Genomic DNA, 26,857 nt, shown 5'->3' with positions numbered 1-26,857 from the left:
TCACGGCGCGCCGGGCGGCCGGGCGCCGACCGAGAAGTCGTGGCCCCACAGGGAAACCGCGGTGCTCTCGCGGGCGATCCAGTTCTCGTCGTCGACCTGACGGCCTTCACAGCCGAACTCGACGTCGAACCCGCCGGGGGTCTTCATGTAGAACGACAGCATCAGGTCGTTGACGTGCCGGCCGAGCGTCGCCGACATCGGCACCTTCCGCCGGATCGCGCGGTCGAGGCACAGGCCGACGTCGTCGGTCTGCTCGACCTCGACCATCAGGTGCACGATCCCGCTCGGCGTCGGCATCGGCAGGAACGCCAGGCTGTGGTGGCGCGGGTTGCAGCCGAAGAACCGCAGCCACGCAGGCGCGCCGTCGGCGGGCCGGCCGACCATCTGCGGCGGCAGGCGCATCGAGTCGCGCAGCCGGAACCCGAGGACGTCACGGTAGAACCGCAGCGACGCCTCATCGTCCTTTGTAGACAAGACGACATGGCCGAGGCCCTGCTCGCCGGTGACGAACCGGTGCCCGTACGGGCTGACCACGCGCCGGTGCTGCAAAGCGACGCCGTGGAACACCTCCTGGGTGTTGCCGGACGGGTCGTCGAAGCTGATCAGCTCGTCGACGCGGCGGTCGGCCAACTCCTCCGGCGTGCCCTCCTTGTAGGGCACCGAGGCACTGTCCAAACGCGACCGGATCTCGGCCAGCTCGCCGGCGTTCGCGGCCTCCCAGCCGGTGGTCGTCAGGCGGTCGGCCTCACCGGGCGAGATGACCAGGCGCGCCGGGAAGTCGTCCATGCGCAGGTAAAGCGCGTCGGGGTTCTCCCCCTTGCCCTCGACCATGCCGAGCACCTTGAGCCCGTATTCGCGCCACGCGGCCATGTCGGTGGCTTCGACGCGGAGGTAGCCCAGTGACCGGATGCCCATCAGGAACTCCCGAGGAAGTCGAGGGCCAGCCGGTTGAACTCGTCGAACTTCTCCAGCTGGGCCCAGTGTCCGCAGCCGCCGAACACGTGCAGCTGCGCGCGCGGGATGGTCTTCAGCGCGAGCAGCGCCCCATCCAGGGGGTTGACGCGGTCTTCGCGGCCCCAGATCAGCAGCACGCGCTGGCGCAGGCGGTGGGCCTCGCGCCAGAGCATGCCCTCTTCGTAGGTTTCGGGCTGGGCGAACGACATGCCCATGGCCCGCATCGCGGCGAGCGACTCGGGGGTGTTCGCCGCAGCGAACCGGTCGTCGATCAGCTCTTCGGTGATGAGCGCCTGGTCGTGGACCATGATGCGCAGGAACGCTTCCATGCGCTCCCGGCTGGGTTTCGCGCCGAACTTCCCGAGGTTCTTGACGCCTTCGGTGGGATCGGGCGCGAACATGTTGACGCTCAGCCCGCCCGGCCCCATCAGCACCAGCCGCCCGGCGCGCTTGCCGTGGTTCAGCGCCAGCCGGACCGCGGCCCCGCCCCCGAGCGAGTTGCCGATGAAGTGGGCGGTTTCGACGCCGAGCGCGTCCATCAGGCCGGCGACGGCGTCCGCGCTGTGGCGGAAGTACTGCGGGTGCTCGGTCGGCTTGTCCGAGCGGCCGAACCCGGGCTGGTCGACGGCGATCGTCCGGTAGTGCTTGGCGAGCACCGGCAGGTTGCGCCCGAAGTTGCTCCACGCGGACGCGCCGGGCCCGCCGCCGTGCAGCAGGATCACCGTCTCGGCGTGCTCGGCGCCGGACTCGTGGTAGTGCAGCTTCAGATCGCCGGCGACTTCGGCGTACTTTCCTTCGGGAGCGGCCATCAGTACATCGCGTTCTCGACGGGGAGCCCGAAGACCCCGGTGCCGTACATGACGTAGGCGCGCTCGGCGTCGTTGGCCGCGTGCACCCGGCCGGCGTGCGCGTCGCGCCAGAAGCGCTGGATCGGCGTGCCGCGCTGGATGGCCCGGCCGCCGGAGTTCTCGAAGAGCCGGTCGATCGCGCTGATCGCACGTTCGGTGCCGCGCACCTGGTCCCGCCGGACACGCAGCCGCAGATCGCTCGGCAGGCGCTCCTCGCGCTTGGCCATTTCGTACAGCTCGTCGATGTTGCGGGTCAGCTGCAGCCACGCGGCGTCGATCTCGCTGGCGGCTTCGGCGATCCGCACCTTGGCGAACGGGTCCTCTTTGGACTGCTCACCGGCGTACGCGGCGCGCACGCGCTTGCGCTGGTGCTCGACGTGCGCGTCGTAGGCGCCCTGGGCCATGCCGATGATCGGCGCGGTGATGGTGGACGGGTGCACCGACCCGTACGGCAGCCGGTACAGCGGACCGGGGTTGACGGCCTGGCCCGGCACCTTGCACTTCGACGTCGCGATGAAGCTCAGCGCCCGGTGCTGCGGGATGAAGACGTCCTCGACGACGATGTCGTTGGACCCGGTGCCCCGCAGCCCGACCGTGTCCCAGACGTCCACAATGGAGTAGTCCGCGATGGGCAGCAGATAGGTGCAGAAGTCGACCGGCTTGCCGTCCTTGAACGCCGGCCCGCCGAGCAGCACCCACGTGCAGTGGTCGCAGCCGGACGAGAAGCTCCAGCGGCCGGAAAGCCGGTAGCCGCCTTCGACGACCTCCGCCTTGCCCATCGGAGCGTACGACGAGGAGATCCTGACGTCCTCGTCGGCGCCCCACACCTCTTCCTGCGCCTGAGCGTCGAACAGTGCCACGTGCCACGGGTGGACGCCGAGGATGGAGGCGACCCAGCCGGTGGACCCGCACGCGCTCGCGATCAGCTTCACCGCGGTGTAGAAGCTCACCGGGTCGGCTTCGAAGCCGCCGTACGGCTTCGGTTGCAGCAACTTGAAGAACCCGGTCTCCTGCAGGGCCTTGACGGACTCCTCGGGCACGCGGCGCGCGTCCTCGGTGTCCTGGGCCCGTTCCCGCAGGACCGGCAGGAGGTCCCGGACCCCGGCGATCACCTGCTCGCTCATGCGCAGTCCTCTCTCGCGTTCACTCACGCAAGACTAGAACACGTTCTCGTTTTTGTCGAGAACACCCTGAGCCAGGGCCGAGTTGATCCCCGCCCTGCGACCGGAAAACACGCAGTCGGCCAGCGAAAGACCGCTGACGTAGGACCTGGAACAGATTCCTGCCGCGGTGCGACCGGCCGCGTACAGACCCTTGATCGGGGCCCCCTCGGCGTCCCGGACCGCGCCGGTGTCCTCGTCGACGACCAGGCCGCCGAGCGTCAGCATCGGCGTCGGGTAACCGAGGTTGGGCCGCACCGAGACGTCGATGAGCGAGTACGGCGGGTTGTCCAGGCGCCGGGCGAACTCGGCGGGTTTGCCCATCGGGTCCTCGGCGCCGTGGTAGGCCTCGACGCTGGCGCGCAGCCCGGCGGCGTCGATCCCGGCCTTGCGCGCGACCTCGTCGAGCGTCGATCCGACGACCCGCCCGCGGCGCAGGAGGTAGCGCAGCTGGAGGCCCTGGAACCATTGGCTCTGCTTGCTCCCGTCGCGCCGGGCTTCGGCGACGATCGGCGCGTCGACCAGCAGCCAGCCCTTGCCGTCGTGCCGCTCGATCAGCCGCTCGCCGACGGCCGCGCCGTACCGGGACTCGTCGATGATCCGCCGCCCGCCGGCGTCGACGATGATCCCGCCGAGGAACGCGCTCGGCGGCGTCACGAACCGCCACGCCGAGATCCGGCCCAGCTCCGCGGTCGCTCCCCCGGCCTCGACGCCCATCCGGATGCCCGAGCCGTCGTCGGCGGCCGTCCCCAGCGGCAGGCCGCCGCGGTAGGCGGGTGCGTGTTCGCGAGCCATCTCGCGGTTGGCGATGAACCCGCCGGCGGCGAGGACGACCCCGCGGCGCGCGGTGATCCGTAGCTCGCGGGCGTGCGCGCGCTCGAGCCGTTCGACGCGCCGGTGCAGGGGTTTCCGCACCGACGGCACGTAGATGCCGGGCTTGGCGGAGTACTGCGCGAGCCGCCGGTGGCGGGCCTTCACCGAAGCGGACGCGTCCTTCAAGGTGTCCACGACGACCCCGGTGACCACACCCTGGTCGGTGATCAGCGAGCGCACCCGCGTCTGCGACAGGACACGGATGCCGCGCCGGCGCACGGCTTCGGCGAGCCGGGTCATCAGCATCTTCCCGGACGTGCCGGGGCCTTTGACGCGGTGGCCGCGCGGCGCCGGTTTCGCCGCGTCGCGGAAGCCGCCCGCGGCCTCGCTCCCGGAGTAGTACAGGTAGTACTTGTCGCTCGGGTAGGACGTCTTGTACGGGCAGAGGCTGCCTTCGAACGGCACGCCGTTGCCCTCCAGCCAGGTGATCATCTCGCGGCTGCCCTCGCAGAAGCGCCGCAGCGTCTTCTCGGAGACGACGTCCCCGGCTTCGAGGCGCAGGTAGTCGTACATCGCGTCGACGGAGTCGTCGACGCCCGCGTCCTGCTGCTGACCGGTTCCGCCGCCCGCGTAGACCACGCCACCGCTCACCGCGCTGGCGCCACCACCGGCGAAGCGCTCGACGATGACGACGTCCGCACCGGCGTCGGCGGCTTCGAGGGCGGCGCACGCGCCGGCCGCCCCGAACCCCACGATGACCACGTCCGCGACGAGTTCGTCCATGGTTCGTTACCCTAGAACTGAAACACGTTCTCGTCTATGGTGAGCGAAAGCGGCTCCCAACTGGATACTTGTCTTGTGGAACACGTTACAGGTGAGGTGGCATGACGGAGCAGTTCGACGTTGTCGTGGTCGGCAGTGGCGCCGCCGGGATGACCGCCGCGCTGGCCGCGGCCCACCGCGGCCTCAGTGTCGTCGTCCTCGAGAAGGCGGCGCACTTCGGCGGGTCCACCGCACGCTCCGGCGGCGGGGTCTGGGTGCCGGGCAACCACGCGCTGCGTGCCGCCGGGATCGACGAGCCGCCCGAGCGGGCGCGCGAGTACCTCGCCTCGATCGTCGGGGACGTCGTCCCGGCCGTGCGGCGCGACACGTTCCTCGCCCACGGCCCCGAGGTGCTGCGGTTCGTCTGCGACCACACCCCGCTGAAGTTCCGCTGGGTGCGCGACTACAGCGACTACCACCCCGAGGCGCCCGGCGGGCGGCCCGGCGGCCGGTCGGTCGAGCCCGTCGCGCTCGACGGCCACCTGCTCGGCGACGACCTGGCGCACCTCGAACCGCCCTACAGCGCTCCGCCGCTCGGCGTCCCGATCACCCAGGCGGACTACCGCTGGCTGAGCCTGCTGGCCCGGCACCCGCGCGGCGCCGTCCGGCTGCTGTCGCTGGGTACGCAGTGGCTGGTCGGGAAGGTCCGCCGCCAGCGGCTGCTGGCCATGGGGCAAGCGCTTGCGGCCGGCCTGCGGATCGGCCTGACCAGGGCGAACGTCGACGTCCGGCTCAACACGGCGCTGCTCGACCTGCAGGTCGAGGGCGACCGGGTCACCGGGGTGGTCACCTCACAGGGAACCATCGAAGCCCGGCGGGGTGTGATCCTCGCCAGCGGCGGCTTCGAGCAGAACCTCGAAATGCGCGAGAAGTACCAGCGCGCGCCGATCGGCACCGACTGGACCGTCGGCGCCGCGGCCAACACCGGCGACGGCATCACCGCCGGCCTCAAGCTCGGCGCCGCCCTCGACCTGATGGACGACGCCTGGTGGGGCCCGACCCTGCCGCTCACCGGCGGCCCGTGGTTCGCGCTGGCCGAGCGCTCGCGGCCACGGTGCGTCATGGTCGACGCGCGCGGCGAGCGGTTCGTCAACGAGTCGGCGCCGTACGTCGAGGCCGTGCACGCGATGTACGGCGAGGGCGACGGCCCGGGCGAGCACATCCCGACCTGGCTGGTGTTCGACCAGCGCTACAAGGACCGGTACATGTTCACCGGCATCGGGCCGCGCCAGCCGCTGCCCGGCCGCTGGTTCAAGGCCGGGATCGCGGCGAAGTCGTCTTCGCTGGCCGGGCTGGCCGAGAAGATCGGCGTCCCGGCGGAGTCCCTCGAAGCGACCATCCAGCGGTTCAACGGCTTCGCGCGCAACGGCGTCGACGAGGACTTCCAGCGCGGGCTCAGCAAGTACGACCACTACTACGGCGACCCGCGCAACAAACCCAACCCCAGCCTCGGGCCGCTCGACAAGGCGCCGTACTACGCGGTGAAGATCGTGCCGGGCGACCTCGGCACCAAGGGCGGCCTGCGCACCGACGAACACGCACAGGTCCTGCGCGAGGACGGCTCGGCCGTCCCGGGCCTGTACGCCGCGGGCAACGCCAGCGCGGCCGTGATGGGCCGCACCTACGCCGGACCGGGCGCGACCATCGGCCCGGCCATGGTGTTCGGCTACCTTGCGGCGACGCGGCTGGCCCACGAAGATCAAGAGACCACGGGAGGCGAGCGATGACGCAAACCGACAACTCGGTCAGGACCATCTACGCCGGCGAGCCACCGACCCGGTTCGCCCGCGGCTGGCACTGCCTCGGCCTGGCCGAGCGCTTCCGCGACGGGAAACCGCACGCCATCACCGCGTTCGGCACCAAGCTGGTGGTGTTCGCGGACAGCCACGACGAGCTGCACGTGCTCGACGGCTACTGCCGGCACATGGGCGGCGACCTGACCCAGGGCACGGTCAAGGGCGACGAGGTGGCCTGCCCGTTCCACGACTGGCGCTGGAACGGCAAGGGCAAGTGCGTCGCGATCCCCTACGGCAAGCGGGTTCCGCTGCGCGCGCGGACGCGGTCGTGGCAGACGCTGGAGCAGAACGGCCAGCTGCTCGTGTGGCACGACTCCGAGGGCAACCCGCCACCCGACGGGCTGGCGATCCCGCGGATCGAGGCGGCGTACAGCTCCGAGTGGAGCAACTGGACGTGGGACTCGATCCTCATCGAGGGCTCCAACTGCCGCGAGATCATCGACAACGTCGTGGACATGGCGCACTTCTTCTACATCCACTACGCCTACCCGACGTACTTCAAGAACGTCTTCGAAGGTCACATCGCGACGCAGTACCTGAACACCAAGGGCCGCCCCGACATGGGCATGGCGTCCAACTACGGCGGCGAGGACAACCTGCTGCGGTCGGAGGCGTCGTACTTCGGGCCGTCGTACATGATCAACGACCTGGTGAACTCCTTCCAGGGGTACGAGATCCAGAGTGTGCTGATCAACTGCCACTACCCCGTGACGCCGACGTCGTTCGTGCTGCAGTACGGGATGAAGGTCAAGAAGCAGGACGGGCTTTCCGACGAGCACGCCGACAAGATCGCGGCGAAGCTGGCCAAGGGCATCGGCGCCGGGTTCCTGCAGGACGTCGAGATCTGGAAGCACAAGACCCAGATCGAGAACCCGCTGCTGTGCGAAGAGGACGGTCCGGTCTACCAGCTTCGCCGCTGGTACCAGCAGTTCTACGTCGACGCCGCCGACGTCACCGAGGACATGACCCGGCGCTTCGAGTTCGAAGTGGACACTTCCAAGGCGAACGAGGCGTGGGCGGCCGAGGTGGCGGAGAACCTGGCCAGGCAGAAGGCGGAGGCCGAGGTGTGACCACGCCGGAGACCGTCGAGTTCCTCACCGGCGGGCTGCGGCCGCACGAGTGCCGCAGCTGCGGGACCTGCGTGCTGGTGAAGAAGAACAGCATCAACCACACCAGCATCCAGTGGATCACGAACGCGGCCGAGAGCTGCCCGGTGTTCGCCGACGCCGAGGGCCCGACCGCGTTGCTCGACACCTGCCCGAAGCTCTCGGACAGCATCGACGACGCGGTGCGCGAAGGCACGCTGGCGGTCGCGGATGGCTGAGCGGGTCTACACCCTGACGGTCGCCGACGTCGTCGTCGAGACGCCGGACGCGCGCTCGGTGGTGTTCGAGATCCCCGGCGAGCACGCGTCGGCGTTCACGTATTCGGCGGGGCAGTTCCTGACACTCCGGATCCCGAGCGAGCGGACCGGTTCGGTGGCGCGGTGCTATTCGCTGTCGAGCGCGCCGCACGAGAACCGCGTGCAGGTGACGGTCAAGCGCACCGACGGCGGTTACGGGTCGAGCTGGATCTGCGACGAGCTGCGGGCCGGGATGACCCTGGACGTGCTGGCGCCGGCCGGGGTGTTCACCCCGTCCTCAGTGGACGAAGACTTCCTGCTCTTCGCCGCGGGCAGCGGGATCACGCCGGTGATGGCGATCCTGAAGACCGCACTGGAGCAGGGATCCGGGCGCGTGGTGCTGGTCTACGCGAACCGCGACGAAGCGTCGGTGATCTTCGCGGGCGAGCTGCGGTCCCTGGCCAAGCGGTACGGCGACCGGCTCGTCGTGGTGCACTGGCTGGAGAGCGTCCAGGGCCTGCCGGACGTCGCGCAGCTGCGCGGGCTGGCCTCCGCGTTCACGGCGTACGAAGCGTTCCTCTGCGGTCCGGCGCCGTTCATGGCGGCCGTGCGGGAGGCGCTCGGGCAGCTCGGCGTGCCGCGGGAGCGGGTGCACATCGAGAAGTTCACGTCGCTGTCGGGGAACCCCTTCGAAGCGGTGGAGCCCGAGCCGGCCGAAGAATCGGACGAAGCACCCACGTCGCTGACCGTGACGCTGGACGGCGAGACGCGGTCGATGGCGTGGCCGCGCCGGCGCAAGCTGCTGGACCACCTGCTGGAGGCGGGTCTCGACGCGCCGTATTCGTGCCGCGAGGGACAATGCAGTGCGTGCGCGTGCCGGATCGTGACGGGTGAGGTGAAGATGCTGCACAACGAGGTCCTCGACGCCGACGACCTCGCGGACGGCATCGTGCTCGCCTGCCAGTCGCTGCCGGTCACCGACGACGTCTCGATCAGCTACGAATAGGAGCACCTCGTGCCCATCGATCCCGCCGTCGCCATCGGCGCCGAAATCGGGGAAGTGAGCTTCGCCTGGACGTCGTCGGACGTGCTGCTCTACCACCTGGCGCTGGGCGCGGGCCCGGACGAGCTGCGCTACACCTACGAACGTGACCTGGTGGTCGTCCCGACGTTCGCGACGGTCGCGGCCAACCTGCGGGTGTTCGAGCCGCCGGCCCTGTCGTTCCCCGGGGTGGAGATCGACCTGGCGAAGGTGCTGCACGGCAAGCAGGAGATCACCCTGCACGGGCCGATCCCGGTCGAAGGCAAGGCGGTCGCCCACTCGCGCATCGCGGACGTCTTCGACAAGGGCAAGGCGGCGGTGATCGTCCAGGAGGTCGACGTCACGTCGGCCGACGGCCGTCCTCTGTGGACGGCCCGGTCGAGCATCTTCGCCCGCGGCGAGGGCGGTTTCGGCGGTTCGCGCGGACCCTCGGACCGCATCGACTGGCCGACCCGCGACCCGGACTTCGTCCTCGAGACGCCGACGTTGCCGCAGCAGGCGCTGCTCTACCGCCTGTGCGGTGACCGCAACCCGCTGCACGCGGACCCGGCGTTCGCCTCGGCCGCGGGCTTCCCGAGCCCGATCCTGCACGGCTTGTGCACGTACGGCGTGGTGGCCCGGGTCCTGATCAACGAGTTCCTCGACGGCGACCCCTCTCGGGTCGGCTCGTTCGCCACGAAGTTCGCCGGAGTGGTGTTCCCGGGCGAGACCCTGCGCACCCGGGTGTGGCGAGGAGACGATCGCCTGCTGGTCAGCACGTCGGCCGTCGAGCGCGAGGACGCACCGGTGCTGGCGGACACGGTCCTGACGTTCACCTGAGGTGCGCCGGCTCTACGTCGTCACCCACCCCGAGGCCACCCACCACGTGGAAGGCCTGGTCGGCGGCTGGTACGACTCGGCCCTCACCGGCCGCGGTCACGACCAGGCCGCGGCCATCGCCCGGCGACTGCGCGAGCTGATCCCACCCGGCGTCGAGGTCGAGCTGTACAGCTCCGATCTGCGGCGCACCGTCGAGACCGCCGAGCCGATCGCGCGCCTGTTCGCCGTGCGGGCGAACCTGCTTCCCGGTCTGCGCGAGAAGTCCTACGGCATCGCGGGCGGACGGCCGCAATCGTGGCTGGACGAGCGTTTTGTCCCACCTCCGGCGACCGGGGAACGGCTCGACCACGACGAAGGCGTCGAGGGCGCCGAAACCAAGCTCGAGTGGGTCACCCGGGTGTACCGCGCCGTGGGCCACATCGGTTCGAGCGACCGCGCGCACCAGATCGTCGTCACCCACGGCGGTTCGCTGAGCTGGGTCGTCGCCGCGTGGCTCGGCCTGCCCGTCGCGGCCTGCGCCTACGCGGCGTTCCGCGCGAGCAGCGGCGGCATCACCGTGCTCCACGAGGACGACCGGTTCCGCAACCGGACGCTGCACACCTTGAACGACACCGGGCACCTCTGACAGTGGCCCGCGTCACCCCCGTCCACGGGGTGATCGCGCGGTCACCGGCGCGCTACCGTGGACGGGGAGCGACCTCGGGAGGACGGAACACGATGCCGGAATACTTCGTGGTGCGGGGCACGGTCGAGCACGGTGACGAGCGCGGCCGGGAGCTGGGCTTTCCCACCGCCAACGTCGCGCTCCGCGACCAGGACGGCTCCGTCGGGGACGGCGTGTGGGCCGGCTGGGTACAGCGCGGGGACGGCACCCGCGTCGCGGCGGCCGTGTCCGTCGGGCGGCGGCCGACCTACTACGGCGCCGACGGCTACCGGCTGCTCGAAGCGCACCTGCTGGAGTTCACCGGCGACCTCTACGACGAGACGCTCGTCGTCTGGCTCGGCGCCCACCTGCGCGACCAGCAGGCCTACTCCTCCGCCGAGGACCTCATCACCGCGCTGAAGAACGACATCGCCGTCGCGACCCAGTGGACGGCCGAGCACCCCGCCGCCTCGCTGCCGGAACCCGGGGACAGCCCGCTCGGCGAGGTCCGGCGCGTCCAGGGTTAGGGCCGGGGGAACTCGACCCCGGTAAGTCGTTCGGACACCTCCCAGAGCTGTCGCGCGACGTCCTCGTCGAGTGCTTCACCGGACAGCTCCTCGAGAGCGGCGGGGCCGCGTACCCCGAACCTGGGTCCGGAGAAGCTGCCACCGGGAACGTCGCCGACGGTGGCCAGGAGGATCGGCCGCGCTCCCCCTTCGGGACGCTGGGCCAGTAGCCGCGTGCCCAGCGCGAGCGCGCGGTCGAGGACACGCCGTCCGGTGGTCATGGTGAAGCCGGTGGCCGCCCAGCCGGGATGCGCCGCCGTGGCCAGGATCGGCGAGCCCGCCTCGTCCAGGCGGCGCTGCAGTTCCCGGGTGAACAGCAGGTTGGCCAGCTTCGTCTGGCCGTAGGCGCCGAACGGCCGGTAGGGCCGTCGCTGCCACTGCAGGTCCGCGAAGTCGAGGTGCGCCTTGCGGTAGTTGGTGGAGGACACGGTGATCACCCGCCCGGTGACCCGGCTCAGGAGCAGGTTCGTCAGCGCGAAGTGCCCGAGGTGGTTGACGCCGAACTGGCTCTCGAACCCGTCGGCGGTGTGCTGCCGGGTCCCGGTCATCGAGCCGGCGTTGTTGATCAGGTAGTCGACGGGCCCGTCCACCGTGCGGGCGAACTCCCGGACCGAGGCCAGCGAGCCGAGGTCCAGCGGGCGCGACTCGGCGAGACCACCCAGCTCGGCGGCGGCGGCGCGACCCCGCGCCTGGTCGCGCACGGCGAGGATGACCCGGGCTCCCTTCGCGGCCAGTGCTGCCGCGGTGGCCTTGCCGATGCCGCTGCTGCCGCCGGTGACGATCGCGGTCCGGCCGGTCTGATCAGGGACTCCAGTGGTCACGACAGGCCGTCCCAGAAGTCCGAGAGCATCCGGGCGGCCCGGGCCGGGTCCTGGAGCATCCACCAGTGACCGAGCCCGTCGAGGTCGACGGCCCGGGCGCCGGCGCGCTCGGCGGCGCGGTGGCGGAGGGCGACGCTGCCGGCGGTGACGTCGTCGGTGGCGACGGGAACCAGCCCGGGCCGGGCCGCGGCCTCGGGCAGCCGGCGCCCGCGCTCGGCCAGCGTGTTCTCGGGTACGGAGCGGTACAGCGCGAGGATGGCCCTGGCCATCTCGGGGCCCTGGCCGAGCGCCACCGCGCCGGCCGCCGGCTCCGGGATGCCCCACTCGATCATGCGCGCCGTGCGCGCGGCGACGTCGCCGGCGAACGTTTCCTCGAGGTGGCGTTCCCCGTCACCCGGCTTCTGCCAGATCTTCGCGATCTCGTGCCAGGTGAAGCCCGGTTCGTAGCCGCCGACGGTGTCGCTGACCCAGCTGCGCACCAGGTCGGGACGGGCCAGCACGGCTTCCAGCACGTAACCGCCGCCGAAGTCGTGGCCGACCAGGTCCACCGGGGTCGTGAAGTGCGCCAGCTCGCCGACGAGCCAGTCCCGGTAGTCGAGGAAGGTCGCCCCGAAGCCCGCGGGGAGAGCGGCGCCGAAGCCGGGCGGCGAGAGCCGGACCACGTCGCGGCGCAGCTCGGTGCTCAGCGGGGTCCACACGGCGGACGTCACCGGGACGCCGTGGACGAAAACAGTGGTCATACGGACAGGACAGCACCGGGCCGGCGTGGGCGTCCAAGACCGGTTTCGCACGTCGTCATGCCGGAAATGCATCACGAGGATTACGCTGCGGATGTGTCTCCCGATCTGGACCTGCGGCTGGTCCGGTACTTCACGGTCGTCGCCGAGCACCTGAACTTCGCCCGGGCGGCCGCCGAGCTGCACGTGGCCCAGCCCGCCTTGAGCCGGCAGATCCAGCGCCTGGAGAACACCCTCGGCGTGCGCCTGCTGGACCGCACCAACCAGGGCAGCCGCCTCACCGCCGCCGGTGCGGCCTTCCTGCCCCAGGCCCGGAAACTGCTGCACGGCGCCGAGCAGGCGGTCGTCACCGCGCAGGCCGCGGCGCGCACGGTCACCATCGGATACACCGACGACCTCGTCATTACCCCTGCCGTCCGTGACCTGCGCCGTCGCCATCCCGACGCTCACGTCCGCACCCGGCACCTCGGCGCACAGGACGCCTCGATGCTGCTCGAGCGGCAGGTCGACGTGCTGGTCACCCGCACCCCGCTGCCGATTCCGGCCGACGACCTCGACGTGACGGTCCTGTACTCCGAGGCGCGGGTCCTGCTTGTGCCCGCGTCGCACCGCCTCGCCGGGAAGGAGTCGGTCACCGCCGGCGACATCGCCGCCGAACCGCTCGTGGGCTGTACCGGCATGGGCGCCGCGTGGACGAGCTTCTGGCGGCTCGAACCCCGGGCGGACAGCGCGCCCGCGCCGGTGGGTCCCACCTTGGCCGAGACCTACGCGGACAAACTCGAGGCCGTCGCCGAGGGCAGCGCCATCGCCGTCGTCCCGGCCGGCGACCGGCGCCACACCCTGCGTCCCGACGTGGTCGCCGTCCCGCTCGAGGACGCCGAGCCGTGTCAGGTCGTCGCCGCCACCCGCACCACGGACACCGACCCGCTCGCCGGGGAATTCGTGCGGTCAGCGCAAGAACTCCTGGTTCACAGCGCCGCCGCGAGCAGCATGTAGCCCATCCCGGCGCCCATCACCACCCGGCAGGCCGCGCGCGACGCGTGGCCGGACACCGCGACCGCGGGCCCCCGCACCATGAGCACGCCCGTGCGCGCCGCGTCGAAGACGAAGTAGGCCGCCACGGCCACCGCGACCAGGGGTGCGGCCAGCCGGGCGTCCATTGTGGACATCGTCAGCCACGGCCCGTGCGCCATCCCGTCGTGCGGCATCGCCGTGACCATGTAGAGCATCGCCGCCGCGGACAGCGCGTGGTGCGCGCAGCCGGACTGCCGCCCGCGCCACCACGCGAGCGCGAACCAGCCCGCCGTCAGCACCAGGACCGCCTGCCAGCCGGCCGCCGGGATCGGGCCGCCGACCGGCGAGAGCATCGCCACCATCGCGACGACGAGCAGCAGCTCGGCCAGGTCGCCGTTGCGGACGCCGTGGCCGAGGCGGACGTAGTCGAGGCGGACCAGCCGCAGCAGGCAGGGCAGCGCCAGCGCGGCGAACACCACGGTCAGCGCCCAGTCCACGCCCGCCATCACGCGACGGCGGGCGGCTCGGCGGGTTCACGCATGGCGGCCTCACTGTGCGTCGCGGATGGTTCCTCCACCGTGACATCCGGCGGGGACGCACACCAGCCGTCAATGAGGTGACACCCGTTGACCCACAAGGGGGACCGTCAGTCACTCGTGAGGACGAGCCCGCTCGTCGGCACTCCCGTCCCCGCCGTGACCAGCACATGGGAAACGTCCTGCACCTGGTTGGCGGCGTCCCCGCGCAGCTGCCGGACACCCTCCGCGATGCCGTTCATGCCGTGGATGTAGGCCTCGCCGAGCTGGCCGCCGTGCGGGTTCAGCGGCAGCTCGCCGTCCAGCTCCAGCGCGCCGTCGGCGATGAAGTCCTTCGCCTCGCCGCGCCCGCAGAAGCCCAGCTCCTCCAGCTGCATCAGGACGTACGGCGTGAAGTGGTCGTACAGCACGGCGACGTCCACATCGGACGGTCCGAGCCCGGACTGCGCCCACAGCTGGCGGCCCACCACGCCCATCTCCGGCAGCGCGGCCAGGTCGTCGCGGTAGTAGCTGGTCATCACGTACTGGTCCGGCCCGCTCCCCTGCGCCGCCGCGGCGATCACCGCGGGCGCGTGGGCCAGGTCGCGAGCGCGTTCGACGCTGGTGACGACCAGCGCGACCCCGCCGTCGCTCTCCTGGCAGCAGTCGAGCAGGTGCAGCGGTTCGGCCACCCAGCGCGACCCCTGGTGCTCCTCGAGGGTGATCGGCCGGCCGTGGAACCAGGCGCTCGGGTTGGTCGCCGCGTGCTTGCGGTCGAGCACCGCGATGCGGCCGAAGTCCTCACTCGTGGCGCCGTAGTCGTGCAGGTAGCGCCGCGCGACCATGGCGACGGTGGCCGCCGGGGTCGCGATGCCCATCGGGTAGTGGAAGGCGTTGTCGACGCCGGAGGAGTTGACCTGGCCGGCGGCGGCCGAGGACACCTGGCCGAAGCGCATGCCCGAGCGTTCGTTGAACGCGCGGTAGGCGACCACGACGTCGGCGACCCCGGTCGCGACGGCCATCGCGGCCTGCTGCACGGTCGCCGCCGCCGCGCCACCGCCGTAGTGGATCCGGCTGAAGAACTTGAGTTCGGGGATGCCCAGTTCGCGCGCGAGCGCGATCTCCGCGTTGCCGTCCATGGTGAAGGACACGAGCCCGTCCACATCGGACGGCCGGAGCCCGGCGTCGGCCAGTGCGTGCGCCACGCATTCCGCGGCCAGCCGCAGCTCGGTGCGTCCCGAGTCCTTCGAGAACTCGGTCGCGCCGATGCCGGCGATGGCCGCCTTGCCCGAGAGCGTCACGGCAGCGTCACCTCCACCGTCCCGGCGACGTGCTCGCCGAGACTGTCCACACCGGACACCGCCACGACGGCGTCCCGGCCTTCACACGAGAGCACGCGGCCGGTGAACGTCAGCGTGTCGTAGGCGTAACACGGCACGCCGAGCCGGATCTTGATCGACCGGATCAAGGCCTCCGGCCCGGCCCACTCCGACACGAACCGCTGGACCAGGCCGGTGTCGGTGAGGATGTTGAGGAAGATGTCCTTCGAGCCGCGGTTCACCGCGGAGTCGCGGTCGTGGTGGACGTCCTGGAAGTCGCGGGTGGCCAGCGCGGTGCTGACCACGAACGTCGGGGTCGCCTCGATCGTCAGCGGCGGCAGCTCGGTTCCTTCGGCGACGGTCATCGGGCCACCTTCCAGGCGGGCAGGGTCAGGTCGTCGTCCACGGTGACGAAGGCGGCCTCGACCGGGAGTCCGATGTGGACCTCCTCCGGCGCCGCGTCCAGCAGTTCGGCCATCACGCGGACACCCTCCTCCAGTTCCACGAGCGCCACGACGAACGGGAGGGTCTTCCCGGGCACCGGCGGGTGGTGGTGCACGACGTAGCTGAACACCGTGCCGCGGCCGCTCGCCACGACGTAGTCCGGCTTGGCGTCGAGGTCGCCGTCCGGCGGCATCGGGCCGGGCGGGTGGCGCAGCGTCTCGCCCCAGCGCTGGATCCGCAGCTCGCCCGCCTTCAGGCCGTCCCAGAAGAACTCGGTGTCCTTGCTGATCACCGGCCGCAGCACCGGGGCCGGCGGCGGCTTCGGCGCGGGCGGGCGGAACTTGAGCACCCGGAACATCATCTCCGCGACCGGTTCGCTCTCGACGTACCAGGTCACGCGGGTGGTGACGAACCAGCCTTCGCCCAGCGCGGTCTTCTTGGGCCCGACCACGCTTTCCAGCGCGGTCCGCGCCTCGACCTGCTCACCGTGGCGCAGGTAGCGGTGGTAAGTCTGCTCGGAGTTGGTCGCGACGACCGAGGTGAACCCGGCTTCGTCGAGCAGCTCCATCATCAGGCCGAGCGGGTCGTCGGTGCCGCGCGGGACGTTCAGGCCGCCCATCGTCCACACCTGCGCCATCGCGGGCGGCGCCACCAGTCCCTTGTGGACGCTCTTCGCGGCGAACTCCGGGTCGGTGTACACCGGGTTCGTGTCGCCGATGGCCTCGGTCCAGTTGTTGACCATGGCCTGGTTGACCGGGTCGCGCGCGAGCCTCGGCGCGCACTCGCCGCGGGCGGCGATCTTGTCCGCGGTATCGATGATGTCCTGGTCGTTCATCGTGGCACCCTCGGCAGTCCCAGGCCGATCGACGCGATCAGCTCCCGTTGGATCTCGCTCACCCCGCCGCCGAACGTCAGCACGATGTTGCGTTTCGCCTGCAGGTCCAGCCATTCCGCCAGCTCGGCGGTGTCCGGATCGGCCAGGTCGCCGTGCCGTCCGACGAGCTCCTCCGTCAACCGGCCGATCCGCTGGATGACCTCGGAGCTGAACACCTTGGTCGCGGACGCGTCGGCGACGACGACCGGCGCGCTCGCCGCGGACACGGCGACCTGCCAGTTCAGCAGCTCGTTGACCCGCGCCACGGCGAGGGTCTCGGCCAGCACGGCCCGCACGTCGGGCAGGTCCAGCAGCGCGTGGGCCGAGGCCCAGGCGTGGAGCCGGTCGTACAGGCCGCCGATCCGCCCGGCCGGGCCGAGCATGACCCGCTCGTGGTTGAGCTGGGTGGTGATCAGCCGCCAGCCCTCGTTCTCCTTGCCCACCAACCGGTTCACCGGCACGCGAACGTCCGAATAGTACGTCGCGTTGACGTGGTGGGCGCCGTCGCAGGTGATGATCGGCGTCCACGAGTAGCCGGGGTCGCTGGTGTCCATGATGAGGATGGAGATGCCCTTGTGCCGCGGCGCGTCCGGCGCGGTCCGCACGGCGAGCCAGAGGTAGTCGGCGTCGTGGCCGCCGGTGGTGAAGATCTTCTGGCCGTTGACGACGTACTCGTCGCCGTCGCGCACGGCCGTCGTCCGCAGCGCCGCGAGGTCGGTGCCGGCTTCGGGTTCGGTGTAGCCGATGGCGAAGTGGATCTCCCCGGCCAGGATCTTGGGCAGGAAGAAGGACTTCTGCTCGTCGGTGCCGTACTGCTGCAGGGTCGGCCCGACCGTCTGCAACGTCACCGACGGCAGCTGGACGTCGGCGCGCGAGGCCTCGTCGACGAACAGGTGCTGCTCGATCCCGCCGAAGCCCTGGCCGCCGTATTCGACCGGCCAGCCGACGCCGAGCCGGCCATCGCGGCCCATCCGGGCGACGATCTCGCGGAACACCGGCCCGTGGCGTTCTCGCCGCATCGCCTGGCGTTCCTCCGGGCTGATCAGCCCGGCGAAGTACTCGCGCAGCTCGGTGCGCAGTTCCCGTTGCGCCGCGGTCAGTTCGACGTGCATCCGCTCACCCCGCCACTCGTTCGCCGAGCCTGCCGAGCCGGTGCGCGGTGCCGCCGAGCGCCCGGCCGAGATCTTTCACCAGCGACGAATACCGATGCAGTGGATAGGTTTCGTCGACGCCGACGCCGCCGTGCAGGTGGTGGCAGGTCGCCAGCGCGACCGGCGCCTGCTCGGCGAGCCAGTAGGCGGCGACGTCCAGTTCGGCGCCGGAGTCGAGACCCGAAGCCAGCCGCCACACCGCGGACGTCACGGCCAGGTGCACGGTCCGCGCGGCGACGTAGACGTCCGCGATCTGGCCGGCCACCGCCTGGAACGTCGCGAGTGGACGGCCGAACTGGGCCCGCTCGCCGACGTGCTTCACGGTCAGCGCGAGCGCCCCGGCCAGCAGGCCGTCACCCAGGGACAGCGCGCCGGCCAGCGCGAACCGGTGCAGGGTCGCGACCGCGCCCTGATCGGCGAGCAGATCGGACTCCTCGACGGCGACGTCGTCGAAGCGCACCGTGCACTCGGGCGTCCCGGCGGAGTTGCGGGTCGGGACCAGCGTGACGCCGTCGGCGCGCGGGTCGACCAGGAAGACGGCGGTGCCGCTCGGGGTCGTCACGGGCGTCAGGATCCGGGCGGCCTCCCCGGCGTACGGGACGGCCGTCTTCACGCCGCTGAGCAGCCAATGGCCGTCACTCGCCCGGGTGGTCGTCGCCGGCTGGGCGGTGAGGGGCGCGGACGGCTCGTGCAATGCCGCGGTGAGCAGCGCCTCCCCGGCCGCGACCGGTGGCAGCAGCTGCGCGCGCTGCCCGGGCGTGCCGAGCGTCTCCACCGGCAGCACCCCCAGGGCGAGCGCGGCGTAGGCGGGCACAGGCACGGCGGCGCGACCGACCTCGGTCAGCACCTGGGCGACCTCCGCGACGCCCAAGCCGTCGCCCTCCAGGTCGGGGGGCAACGCGAGCGCCAGCAAGCCCGCGTCGGCGAGGGCACGCCAGGGGTCGTCGGTGCCCAGCACCTTCGCGGTGAGTGCGCTGATCTCCGTCTGCGTATCGTCAAGGGTGAAGTCCACGCCTGTCCTCCGGATCGGCGCAATACTGAAACCTGTTCTAGTCTTAGCCGTAAACGTCCTGGACGGCAACCCCTTGGAGGAGCGGAATGCCGGTGATCGAACCGGGCAGCGCAGGCTGGCGCGCGACCCGGCGGCTGGTCACCGTGCCGCCGACCGCCGGCGTACCCGACCCGGTCCCCCTCGACCTGCCCGGCCGCGGCAAGACGGTCGTCACCGACGTCGGCCCGCGGCACGCGCCCGCGCTCGTCCTGCTGCACTCGGTGGCCTGCACCGGCTTGCTGACCTGGTACCCGGCCCTCGAACGGCTGGCGCAGCACTACCGGGTCGTCGTGTTCGACCAGCGGTGGCACGGCCAGGGCATCCGCTCGCCGGAGTTCCGGCTCGCCGACTGCGCCGCCGACGTCACCGCCGTCGCCGACGCGCTGGGCATCGGGCCGTTCGCCGTCGGCGGTTACTCGATGGGCGGGATGGTCGGCCAGCTGGTCGCGCACGCGGAACCAGAACGTGTTACCGGATTGGTGCTCTGCTCGACGGCCAGCAACTTCCGCCGCGGCCTGCGCCAGCGGGTCGCGCTCGACGTCTTCGGGCGGACGTTGACGCAGCTGCGCGAACGCATCCGGCTCGGGACGATCCCCGGCGAACCGCGCCGCGAACAGCTGGCGCGGCTCGAAGACCACCGGTGGGCGCTGCGGGAGTTCCGCTCGACCACGCCGTGGGAGATCGCGGTCGCCGTCGACGAGATCGGCCGCTTCGACTCGACGCCGTGGCTGCACACGCTGCGGCTGCCGACCGCGGTCGTCGTGACCACCCGGGACCGGTTCATCGCCCCGGACCACCAGCGCGCCCTGGCCCGCCGGATCCCGGACGCGGCGACCTACGAGATCCCGGCCGGGCACGCCGCGTGCGTCCTGGCCGCCGCCAAGTTCGTGCCCGCGCTGCTGGCCGCGGTCACGTCGGTGCACGCTCGCTAAGGAGTTCACATGGGACGCTTCAGCCTGCCCGAACAGGCCCCCGACGGCCTGGATTCACCGGTCACCGCGGCGGCGATGAAGTACGGGGCGAAGGCCCAGGTCGCGGTCTTCCGGCTGACCGGCGGGCGCGTCGGCAGCAAGTGGCGGGTCGGCGCCGGGTTCCGCAAACCGGTGCCGACGCTGCTGCTGGAGCACCGCGGGCGCAGGTCGGGGCGGCTGTTCACCACCCCGCTGCTGTACCTGCGCTCCGGTGAGGACGTCGTCATCGTCGCGTCCCAGGGCGGCCTGCCCAAGCACCCGCAGTGGTACTTCAACCTGGTCGCGCACCCCGGAACCCGCGTCCACCTCAAGGGCCGCCGAGACGTCCCCGTCACGGCGCGGGTCGCCGGGCCGGAGGAGCGCGCCGAACTCTGGCCGCGGCTGGTCGAGCTGTACGCGGACTTCGCGAAGTACCAGGCGTGGACCGAGCGGGAGATCCCGGTCGTGGTGCTCAGCCCGGCGCGGCCTTGAGCAGCTCCGCGAGGGCGTCCGGGAGGGCGTCGGCGAGCGGCCAGAGGTCCTTGACCAGCTCGCGCGCGCCGAGCAGGCCGACGTGCACCTTCCCCGCGTTGGACAGCACGGTGACGTTCAGCCCGGCGCCGTGGAAGACCGGCCCGAGCGGGTAGAGGCCGGTGATCCGCGCGCCGAGCAGGTAGAGCGGCATCGGCGGCCCGGGCACGTTGGAGACGACCAGGTTGTGCACCACCGGGTGCTTCTCGGCCAGCCGCAGCGCCGAATAGGCGCGTACGGCCATGCCGAACGCCGTCGCCGCGGAGAACTGGGCCCAGTCCTGCAGCATGTCGGCGTCGATGTCGTAGTGGTGGTCCTTCGACAGCCGGTTGGCCTCGGCGAGGAAGAACACGCGCGCGGCCGGGTCGGCCAGGTGCGTCGGCAGGGAGGCGAAGAACGCGGAGACCTTGTTGCTGCCGTGGTCGCGTTCGGTCCGGTCGTGCACCGACACCGGGACGGTCGCGACCAGCGGGTCGTCCGGCAGCTCGCCCCGCTCCGACAGGAACTCCCGCAGCGCGCCGGCGACCAGCGCGAGCACGACGTCGTTGACCGTGACGCCGAAGGCGTTCTTCACGTGCTTGACGTCGTCGAGGTCGAGCTGGGCGTACGCGACGCTTCGGTGGCCGGTGATCGTGCCGTTGAGCGAGGTCCTCGGCGCGGTGAACGGGATCGGCATTCCCTTGCCTTGCAACGCCTTCCCGAGCCAGCGCGGGACGAGCTCCAGCAGGTCCGGCAGCAGCCGGGCGACCTCCAGCGGCCCCTTCACGACGTTGAAGACGCTGGAGCGCAGGATGTCGAACCCGGCCGGGACGCCGGAGTTGGCGCGCTCGGTGACCTCCGGTGCCGGCGCGTCGGGTTCGAGGCCGGCCAGGTAGGTGATCAGGCTGGCGCCGCTCACGCCGTCGACGCTCGCGTGGTGCATCTTCAGCAGCACCGCGATCTCGCCGTTTTCCAGGCCTTCGATGACGTAGAGCTGCCACAGCGGGTACGCGCGGTCGAGCTGCTGCCCGGCGATGTGCGCGCACAGCTCGGCCAGCTCGGCGCGGTCGCCGGGGGCGGGCACGCCGATGCGGTGGACGTGGTGGTCGAGGTCGAAGTCCTCGTCCTCGACCCACACCGGGTGGCTGAGGTTCCAGAGTGTATTGTGCAGTTTGCGGCGGAATGCCGGGATCACCCGGACCCGTTCTTCCAGGCGCTGCTTCAGTTTCGCGAAGGTGTAGCCGCCGGGGACGGTCGAGCCGTCGAGGGTCATCAGGCCGCAGACGTGCAGGACCTGCGACGACGTCTCGAGGTAGAGGAAGCTCGCGTCGAGGCCGCTCAGTCTCTGCATGCCCGTCAGCCTAAGCCACTTCCCGTGAGCGGCGCGTCACCCTACTCGTCGGTACCATGGCGGGGGTGCAGCCGAACTTCCTGATCCGCCGTGCGGTCCAGCTCGGTCTCGCCGCGAACGCCCTCCGCCCGCTGCGGGCCCGTTCGACGTCGGTCCCGGCGTTCTTCGCCGGGTGGCTGACGAGCGAGCTCGCGCCCCAGTTCCTGGCGTTGACGGCCGCGGACACGGCCGTCCACCTGGCGCGCCACGGCGCGCGCAACCGGTCGACGCAGGTGGGTCTCGGACTGGCCGCGGCCACAGCGGTGGGCCTCGGCGCGTCGATCCGCACCGGCCACGGCGCCCGCGACGAGATCGAGCGCGCCCTTCGCGAGGCCCTCGGCGACGACTACGCGGAGGAGCTGGGCCGCTCCGACCTGGGCCTGCCGTGGAGCGAGCTGGCGCTGCCGTTCCGGATGGGCGCGCCGGACGTCAAGGTCGACCGCAACATCGCCTACGCCCCGGGCGGCAAGCGTTTCCTGCTGGACGTCTACCGCCCGTCCGAGCCGGTGACCGGTGCGCCGGTGCTGCTGCAGGTCCACGGCGGTGCGTGGGTGATCGGCAACAAGGAGGAGCAGGGCCGGCCGCTGATGCGCTACCTGGCGCGGCGCGGCTGGGTGTGCGTCGCGATCAACTACCCGCTCTCGCCGACCCACCGCTGGCCGGCGCACATCGTCGCGGCGAAGCAGTCGCTGGCGTGGATCCGCTCGGAGATCGCGGCCTATGGCGGCGACCCTCGGTTCGTCGCGGTGACGGGCGGCTCGGCGGGCGGGCACCTGTCGGCGCTGCTGGCGCTGACCCAGAACGACCCGGCGCTGCAGCCGGGTTTCGAGGACGTCGACACGAGCGTCCAGGCGGCCGCGCCGCACTACGGCGTGTACGACTTCGCGGCGACGTCCGGTTCCCCGGCGAGCAAGTACCGCCTGGAGAGCCTGCTGGCCCGGCGGGTGTTCGCGGCCGACCGGGACCCGGTGCACCACCTGGACGACTACATCGCGGCGTCACCGCTGGATCGTGTTTCTTCGGACGCACCACCGTTCTTCGTGATCCACGGCCGTGACGATTCCCTGGTGCCGGTCCGGGAAGCGCGGGAGTTCGTCCGGCGGCTGCGGGAGAAGTCGAAGAACCCGGTGGCGTACGCGGAGCTGGCGGGGGCGCAGCACGCGTTCGACGTGTTCACCTCGGTGCGGAGCGCCCACGTCGTACGCGGGGTGGCGCGGTTCCTGGACCACACGTATCTGCAGTGGAAGGCGGCTCAGTAGGCCAGGTCCACCGGGCTCGCCGAGGGTGGGCCGTCCAGGCGCCACTCGGTGCCTGACCGTACGAAGCGGTACCAGCGGGCGTCGCGGCCGTACCGGAGTTGGATGCCACCCTGGGTGAGGCGGTTGCGCCAGGCTCGGGGTGCTCCCGGCAGGCCCGCCTCGGCCAGGACGGCCTGGGCCTCGGACAGCGGGCCGGGGCCCGGTTGCCAGGTCTCACGCAAGGCCGTCAGGCCGCCGCGGCCTGCTTCTCGCCAGGCTTCGGCCCAACGGGCGAGGTCGCGGGGTGGCACCGCCGCCGCTTCGGCCAGAGCGGTGACCTCGGCGGCGGTGCGGCCGGCCGCACGGCGGGCGAGGTCCTCTTCGAACGTCAGCTCCGCCGCTGTCGCGCCGCCGACCAGGAGGTCGCGGGCCAGGGAGGCCGCGTCCGCCGCCAGCGCGGACAGCGCCGCCGCCGTCCAGCCCGTGCTGGCCGGCGGGTCCAGGTCCAGCACCGCCGGTGGTCCCGCGACGCGCGGTGGCGGCGGCAGCGCCGGGATGGCACCCGGCCGCCGGGCGTAGGCGGCTTTCGGCGAGAGCCCCTGGTCCGTGAGCTTCGGCAGTTTCGGCCGCTCTCCCCGCGCCGGCGCACGGCGGGCGCGCAGCTCGGCCAGCACGTCCGCGCGGGGACGACCGCGCAGCAGGAACAGCACGAACGGGTCGCGGTCCACCTCGTCGGCGACCAGGTAGTACACCGCGGCGACGTGCTTGCACGGGTTCGCCGAGTCCGGGCACGAGCACCGCGGCCGCAGGTCACCCGGCCCCGGCAGCAGGTCGGCGCCCGCCTCGCGCGCCTGCTCGGCGAGCGCGCCCGGCAGCTCGCCGTCGAGCAGCGCCGCCGCGTGCCCGAGCTGCGTGCCGACGACGCCCAGCAGGGTGTCCCACTCGCCGTCGGTGAAGGTGCGCATGGTGATCGTCACCCGGTACGGCTGGGGCCGGCTGCCCCGCACGCGGGCGCTCACCGCCCCGGCACCGACCGTCAGCTCGCTGACCGTGCCCTTGCGCGCGTACGTCCGCCCGCGCGGGAGCCGGTTGGGGTCGAGCTTCGCGCGCTGCTCCAGGGCGTCGACCCACGCGCGGCCCCACCACGTGGTGCCGAACGTGCGGCGCGGCGGCATCACCCGCTCCCGAGCCGCACCAGGTCGGCCAGTTCGTCGTCGGACAGTTCGGTGATCCAGTCTTCCCCGGCGCCGACGATCGACTCGGCCAGCCCGCGCTTCTTCTCGAGCACGACGGCGATCCGCTCCTCCAGCGTCCCTTCGGCGATCAGCCGGTGCACCTGGACCGGCCGGTCCTGGCCGATCCGGTAGGCGCGGTCGGTGGCCTGGTCCTCCACCGCCGGGTTCCACCAGCGGTCGTAGTGGATCACGTGCGTGGCCTTCGTCAGGTTGAGGCCGACACCGCCGGCCTTCAGCGAGAGCAGGAACACCGGGATCTCCCCGGCCTGGAACCGGTCGACCATGTCCTGGCGCTGCCCCGGCGAGCTCTCGCCGGAGAGCAGCTCGGCGGGCAGCCCGCGGTCCTCCAGCCGCCGCCGGAGCAGCTTGCACAGCTGGACGTACTGGCTGAACACGAGCACGCTCTCGCCCTCGTCGAGGATGACGTCCAGCAGCTCTTCGAACGCGGCGAGCTTGCCCGACCGGCCGACGAGCGCGCCGTGCGGTTCCTTGAGGAACTGCGCCGGGTGGTTGCAGATCTGCTTGAGCTCGGTGAGCAGCTGCAGCACCTGCCCGCGCCGCTGGATGCCCTGCGTTTCCTTGATCTCGGCCAGGTTCTCCCGCACCACGGCCTCGTACAGCGTGGTCTGCTCGGCGGTCAGCGGGACGAACCGGTCGGTCTCGGTCTTGGGCGGCAGCTCGGGGGCGATGTCCGGGTCGCTCTTGCGGCGCCGCAGCAGGAACGGCCGCACGGTCGTGGCGAGCCGCTCGGTCACCGCCTTGTCCCGGTCGCGCTCGATGGGCCGCGCCACCGTGCGGCGGAAGCGGTCGAGCGGGCCGAGCAGCCCGGGCGTCGTCCAGTCCACAATGGACCACAGTTCGGTGAGCCGGTTCTCCACCGGGGTGCCGGTGAGCGCCACCCGTGCCTGCGCGGGAATCTTGCGCAGCTCCTTGGCCGTGGCCGACAGGGGGTTCTTCACGTGCTGCGCCTCGTCCGCGGCGACCAGTCCCCAGTCCACTTCGGACAGTGTCTCGCGGTCGCGGCGCAGCACGCCGTAGGTGGCCAGGACGACCTCGTCGGGCGCGAGGTCGTCGAGGTGCCGGCTGCCGCCGTGGAACCGCCGGACGGGGATGTGGGGCGCGAAGCGGGCGAACTCGCGTTCCCAGTTGCCGAGCAGGGACGTCGGGCAGAGGACGAGGGTCGGCCCCGCCGGTGCCGGCGATGATCGGCGGTGCAGGTGCAGGGCGATCAGCTGGATCGTCTTGCCGAGGCCCATGTCGTCGGCCAGGCACGCGCCCAAGCCGAGGCCGGTCATCGTCGCCAGCCACGCGAGGCCCGCCTGCTGGTACGGACGCAGGGTCGCCTGCAGGTCCGGTGGCGGGCTCAGCAGGTCGCCCGGGCGGTCGCGGAGACGCTCGGCCAGCCCGCCCAACACCGACGGGGCCGCGAACTCGACCCGTTCGCCGTCCAGCTCCAGTTCGCCGGTGAGCGCCGCCGCCAGCGCCTCGCCCGCTTCGAGCTTGCGGCTGCGGCCCCGGACCTTGGCCAGCAGCTGCGGGTCGACGCGGACCCACTGGCCCCGCAGCCGGACCAGCGGCCGTTTCGCCTCGGCCAGCGCCGTGACCTCGGCTTCGGTCAGCTGCTCGCCACCCAGGCTGAGCTGCCAGCGGAACTCCAGCATGGTCCGCAGCGCGAAGTCCGGGCCCGTGACGCTCGCCGGCGCCTGCGTCGCGCTCGCCTTCGCCTTGACCTCGCCCGCGAACAGGCCCTTCGACCAGAGCACCTCGATCCCGGCGCCGCCCAGGTCACGGCTGCCGTCGGTGAGCAGGTCGACGACGTCGTCGTCCGAAAGTGGCAGCTCCGCGGGCGCGGACTCGGCCAGCACCCGGCCCAGCGGCGGCCACGCCCGCGCGCCGCGACGCAGGCCGAGCAGCAACTGGGTCTCCACCTGGTCGCCGAGCCGGTTCAGCACCGCGTCCGGCGCGTCCCAGAGGGTCGCCGCCTCCACCACCAGGCTCGCCTCGGCCGTGCTGCGCACCGCCAGCACCCCGGCGAACGCGTCTTCACCCCGCGCCTCGACCCGCAGGATGAGCTGAGCGCCCCGCGGCTCGCGCTCCTCCAGCTCGGCCAGCCAGGCCGCGCCGTCCGGGCCCAGCAGCGCCGGCTCCCGCGCGGCGAACGCCGGGGCACCCGCCCCGACCGGCGCCGCCGGGCTGCGCACCAGCAGGTCGGCCGTCGCGTCCCAGAGGGCGCGCACCAGGGAGTCCGGCGAGTGCAGCCGGATGCGTTTCAGCCCGGTCAACGGCAGCGCGTAAGCCTCCGGCGGCAACGCGCCGGCGAGCCCGCGCAGCAGTTCCTCGTCCGCGGCGTCCAACGGGCCGATCCGCCACGACCCGACCCCGCCGGCGGTCACACCCGGACGAAGTCGCCCGCGGGCGACGAGGTTCACCCCGGCGTTGACGGCCGCCGACCAAGCCGCGACGGCCGGGCTCGCCTCCTCCCCCACGGTCAGCAGCCGCGGCAGCGCACGTTCGAGCGGGACCAGTTCGGCGTCGACCTTCGTCCGCGCGAACTTCCCGCCCCGGGGCAGCACGAGCTCGATCGTGGTGCCGCCGGAGACGCCCTCGCCCCACAACGCCAGCACGCCTTCCCTCGGCGGGTCCGAGGGAAGGTAGGTGGCCTGGGTCTGTGCGCTGAACTCCACGCCCGCAACGCTAGAACACGGCCCCGACAGTTTCGGGCCCGGCGGCACGAACGGGCCGTTCGCACCGTCTCGTCGCGCAACTCACCCGCGGAATCTCGTACCCGGACGGTCGGTTCGCG

Annotated in this window: 26 protein-coding genes; 11 read left to right on the top strand and 15 right to left on the bottom strand. The window is 71.9% G+C overall.

Features of this window, described 5'->3' with window-relative positions:
- The 4 genes from hsaC to ACIOD2_RS28510 are packed head-to-tail and all read right to left on the bottom strand — an operon-like array spanning position 1 to position 4,558.
- Positions 1 to 915 (bottom strand): iron-dependent extradiol dioxygenase HsaC, encoded by a 915-nt coding sequence (gene hsaC, locus ACIOD2_RS28525; protein WP_400544419.1) that lies wholly within the window; start codon positions 913 to 915, stop codon positions 1 to 3.
- The gene (hsaD, locus tag ACIOD2_RS28520; RefSeq protein WP_400544416.1) at positions 915 to 1,763 is read right to left on the bottom strand and encodes a 4,5:9,10-diseco-3-hydroxy-5,9,17-trioxoandrosta-1(10),2-diene-4-oate hydrolase; all 849 of its coding nucleotides are present in this window, start codon (positions 1,761 to 1,763) and stop codon (positions 915 to 917) included. Before hsaD ends, hsaC begins: the two co-directional genes overlap by 1 nt.
- Positions 1,763 to 2,926: a 3-hydroxy-9,10-secoandrosta-1,3,5(10)-triene-9,17-dione monooxygenase oxygenase subunit gene (gene hsaA / locus ACIOD2_RS28515; RefSeq protein WP_323337565.1), complete on the bottom strand. Its 1,164-nt coding sequence runs from the start codon at positions 2,924 to 2,926 to the stop codon at positions 1,763 to 1,765. Before hsaA ends, hsaD begins: the two co-directional genes overlap by 1 nt.
- A gap of 33 nt (positions 2,927 to 2,959) precedes the next feature.
- Positions 2,960 to 4,558 (bottom strand): FAD-binding protein, encoded by a 1,599-nt coding sequence (locus ACIOD2_RS28510; RefSeq protein ID WP_400544412.1) that lies wholly within the window; start codon positions 4,556 to 4,558, stop codon positions 2,960 to 2,962.
- A 101-nt stretch (positions 4,559 to 4,659) separates the two neighbouring features.
- On the opposite strand from ACIOD2_RS28510, the gene kstD reads away from it, so the two are divergent.
- From kstD to ACIOD2_RS28475, 7 genes are all read left to right on the top strand, one after another.
- Positions 4,660 to 6,324, top strand: a complete 1,665-nt coding sequence (gene kstD, locus ACIOD2_RS28505) for a 3-oxosteroid 1-dehydrogenase (RefSeq protein WP_400544409.1) — start codon at positions 4,660 to 4,662, stop codon at positions 6,322 to 6,324.
- Positions 6,321 to 7,463, top strand: coding sequence for a Rieske 2Fe-2S domain-containing protein (locus ACIOD2_RS28500; protein ID WP_400544406.1), 1,143 nt, complete (start codon positions 6,321 to 6,323; stop codon positions 7,461 to 7,463). The genes kstD and ACIOD2_RS28500 overlap by 4 nt, the downstream gene beginning before the upstream one ends.
- On the top strand, positions 7,460 to 7,717 hold the full coding sequence (locus ACIOD2_RS28495; RefSeq protein WP_400544403.1) for a hypothetical protein: 258 nt from the start codon (positions 7,460 to 7,462) through the stop codon (positions 7,715 to 7,717). The genes ACIOD2_RS28500 and ACIOD2_RS28495 overlap by 4 nt, the downstream gene beginning before the upstream one ends.
- Entirely contained in the window at positions 7,710 to 8,741 is a 1,032-nt protein-coding gene (locus ACIOD2_RS28490; RefSeq protein WP_400544400.1) for a 2Fe-2S iron-sulfur cluster-binding protein, read from the top strand. Before ACIOD2_RS28495 ends, ACIOD2_RS28490 begins: the two co-directional genes overlap by 8 nt.
- Before the next feature lie 9 nt (positions 8,742 to 8,750).
- Positions 8,751 to 9,596 (top strand): MaoC/PaaZ C-terminal domain-containing protein, encoded by an 846-nt coding sequence (locus ACIOD2_RS28485; protein ID WP_400544397.1) that lies wholly within the window; start codon positions 8,751 to 8,753, stop codon positions 9,594 to 9,596.
- Position 9,597: 1 nt separating this feature from the next.
- Positions 9,598 to 10,221 (top strand): histidine phosphatase family protein, encoded by a 624-nt coding sequence (locus ACIOD2_RS28480; RefSeq protein ID WP_400544394.1) that lies wholly within the window; start codon positions 9,598 to 9,600, stop codon positions 10,219 to 10,221.
- Between the two features lie 92 nt (positions 10,222 to 10,313).
- Positions 10,314 to 10,766, top strand: a complete 453-nt coding sequence (locus tag ACIOD2_RS28475; protein ID WP_400544383.1) for a riboflavin kinase — start codon at positions 10,314 to 10,316, stop codon at positions 10,764 to 10,766.
- Here ACIOD2_RS28475 and ACIOD2_RS28470 read toward each other — a convergent pair.
- Together ACIOD2_RS28470 and ACIOD2_RS28465 are read right to left on the bottom strand one after the other, a co-directional pair.
- Positions 10,763 to 11,626 carry an oxidoreductase gene (locus ACIOD2_RS28470; protein ID WP_400544380.1) on the bottom strand — a complete coding sequence of 288 codons (864 nt, stop codon included), beginning with the start codon at positions 11,624 to 11,626 and terminating at the stop codon, positions 10,763 to 10,765. The two genes, ACIOD2_RS28475 and ACIOD2_RS28470, sit on opposite strands and share 4 nt — an antisense overlap.
- On the bottom strand, positions 11,623 to 12,366 hold the full coding sequence (locus tag ACIOD2_RS28465; RefSeq protein ID WP_400544377.1) for an alpha/beta fold hydrolase: 744 nt from the start codon (positions 12,364 to 12,366) through the stop codon (positions 11,623 to 11,625). Before ACIOD2_RS28465 ends, ACIOD2_RS28470 begins: the two co-directional genes overlap by 4 nt.
- Before the next feature lie 93 nt (positions 12,367 to 12,459).
- Here ACIOD2_RS28465 and ACIOD2_RS28460 point away from each other — a divergent pair, with 93 nt between their 5' ends.
- Positions 12,460 to 13,359 (top strand): LysR family transcriptional regulator, encoded by a 900-nt coding sequence (locus tag ACIOD2_RS28460; protein WP_400544374.1) that lies wholly within the window; start codon positions 12,460 to 12,462, stop codon positions 13,357 to 13,359.
- Here ACIOD2_RS28460 and ACIOD2_RS28455 read toward each other — a convergent pair.
- The 6 genes from ACIOD2_RS28455 to ACIOD2_RS28430 form a co-directional block, all read right to left on the bottom strand.
- Entirely contained in the window at positions 13,332 to 13,883 is a 552-nt protein-coding gene (locus ACIOD2_RS28455) for a DUF5134 domain-containing protein (RefSeq protein ID WP_400544371.1), read from the bottom strand. The genes ACIOD2_RS28460 and ACIOD2_RS28455 overlap by 28 nt on opposite strands.
- Before the next feature lie 140 nt (positions 13,884 to 14,023).
- Complete coding sequence (locus tag ACIOD2_RS28450) at positions 14,024 to 15,193, bottom strand: lipid-transfer protein (protein ID WP_400544368.1); 1,170 nt, start codon at positions 15,191 to 15,193, stop codon at positions 14,024 to 14,026.
- Positions 15,190 to 15,576: a MaoC family dehydratase gene (locus ACIOD2_RS28445; RefSeq protein WP_400544365.1), complete on the bottom strand. Its 387-nt coding sequence runs from the start codon at positions 15,574 to 15,576 to the stop codon at positions 15,190 to 15,192. The genes ACIOD2_RS28450 and ACIOD2_RS28445 overlap by 4 nt, the downstream gene beginning before the upstream one ends.
- Positions 15,573 to 16,490: a bifunctional MaoC family dehydratase N-terminal/OB-fold nucleic acid binding domain-containing protein gene (locus tag ACIOD2_RS28440; RefSeq protein ID WP_400544362.1), complete on the bottom strand. Its 918-nt coding sequence runs from the start codon at positions 16,488 to 16,490 to the stop codon at positions 15,573 to 15,575. Before ACIOD2_RS28440 ends, ACIOD2_RS28445 begins: the two co-directional genes overlap by 4 nt.
- The gene (locus ACIOD2_RS28435; RefSeq protein ID WP_400544359.1) at positions 16,487 to 17,641 is read right to left on the bottom strand and encodes an acyl-CoA dehydrogenase family protein; all 1,155 of its coding nucleotides are present in this window, start codon (positions 17,639 to 17,641) and stop codon (positions 16,487 to 16,489) included. The genes ACIOD2_RS28440 and ACIOD2_RS28435 overlap by 4 nt, the downstream gene beginning before the upstream one ends.
- Positions 17,642 to 17,645: 4 nt before the next feature.
- On the bottom strand, positions 17,646 to 18,692 hold the full coding sequence (locus ACIOD2_RS28430; protein ID WP_400544356.1) for an acyl-CoA dehydrogenase family protein: 1,047 nt from the start codon (positions 18,690 to 18,692) through the stop codon (positions 17,646 to 17,648).
- An 86-nt stretch (positions 18,693 to 18,778) separates the two neighbouring features.
- Between ACIOD2_RS28430 and ACIOD2_RS28425 the strand changes: the two genes are divergently transcribed.
- Both ACIOD2_RS28425 and ACIOD2_RS28420 read left to right on the top strand, forming a co-directional pair.
- Positions 18,779 to 19,663: an alpha/beta fold hydrolase gene (locus ACIOD2_RS28425; protein ID WP_400544353.1), complete on the top strand. Its 885-nt coding sequence runs from the start codon at positions 18,779 to 18,781 to the stop codon at positions 19,661 to 19,663.
- A gap of 9 nt (positions 19,664 to 19,672) precedes the next feature.
- Entirely contained in the window at positions 19,673 to 20,173 is a 501-nt protein-coding gene (locus ACIOD2_RS28420; RefSeq protein ID WP_400544350.1) for a nitroreductase family deazaflavin-dependent oxidoreductase, read from the top strand.
- Here ACIOD2_RS28420 and ACIOD2_RS28415 read toward each other — a convergent pair.
- Complete coding sequence (locus tag ACIOD2_RS28415) at positions 20,154 to 21,542, bottom strand: wax ester/triacylglycerol synthase family O-acyltransferase (RefSeq protein WP_400544347.1); 1,389 nt, start codon at positions 21,540 to 21,542, stop codon at positions 20,154 to 20,156. The two genes, ACIOD2_RS28420 and ACIOD2_RS28415, sit on opposite strands and share 20 nt — an antisense overlap.
- Before the next feature lie 65 nt (positions 21,543 to 21,607).
- On the opposite strand from ACIOD2_RS28415, the gene ACIOD2_RS28410 reads away from it, so the two are divergent.
- Positions 21,608 to 22,840 carry an alpha/beta hydrolase gene (locus ACIOD2_RS28410; RefSeq protein WP_400544344.1) on the top strand — a complete coding sequence of 411 codons (1,233 nt, stop codon included), beginning with the start codon at positions 21,608 to 21,610 and terminating at the stop codon, positions 22,838 to 22,840.
- Here ACIOD2_RS28410 and ACIOD2_RS28405 read toward each other — a convergent pair.
- Both ACIOD2_RS28405 and ACIOD2_RS28400 read right to left on the bottom strand, forming a co-directional pair.
- A complete protein-coding gene (locus ACIOD2_RS28405; RefSeq protein WP_400544341.1) occupies positions 22,834 to 23,994 on the bottom strand; it encodes an SWIM zinc finger family protein in 1,161 nt (386 codons plus the stop codon). The two genes, ACIOD2_RS28410 and ACIOD2_RS28405, sit on opposite strands and share 7 nt — an antisense overlap.
- Positions 23,994 to 26,738 (bottom strand): DEAD/DEAH box helicase, encoded by a 2,745-nt coding sequence (locus ACIOD2_RS28400; protein WP_400544338.1) that lies wholly within the window; start codon positions 26,736 to 26,738, stop codon positions 23,994 to 23,996. The genes ACIOD2_RS28405 and ACIOD2_RS28400 overlap by 1 nt, the downstream gene beginning before the upstream one ends.
- Positions 26,739 to 26,857 lie beyond the last annotated feature (119 nt).

Origin of the sequence: Amycolatopsis sp. NPDC088138, from assembly GCF_044741685.1 — a bacterium.
Classification (GTDB): domain Bacteria; phylum Actinomycetota; class Actinomycetes; order Mycobacteriales; family Pseudonocardiaceae; genus Amycolatopsis.
The sequence above is the reverse complement of the archived record's forward strand: the minus strand, read 5'-3'. Positions and strand labels throughout refer to the sequence as shown.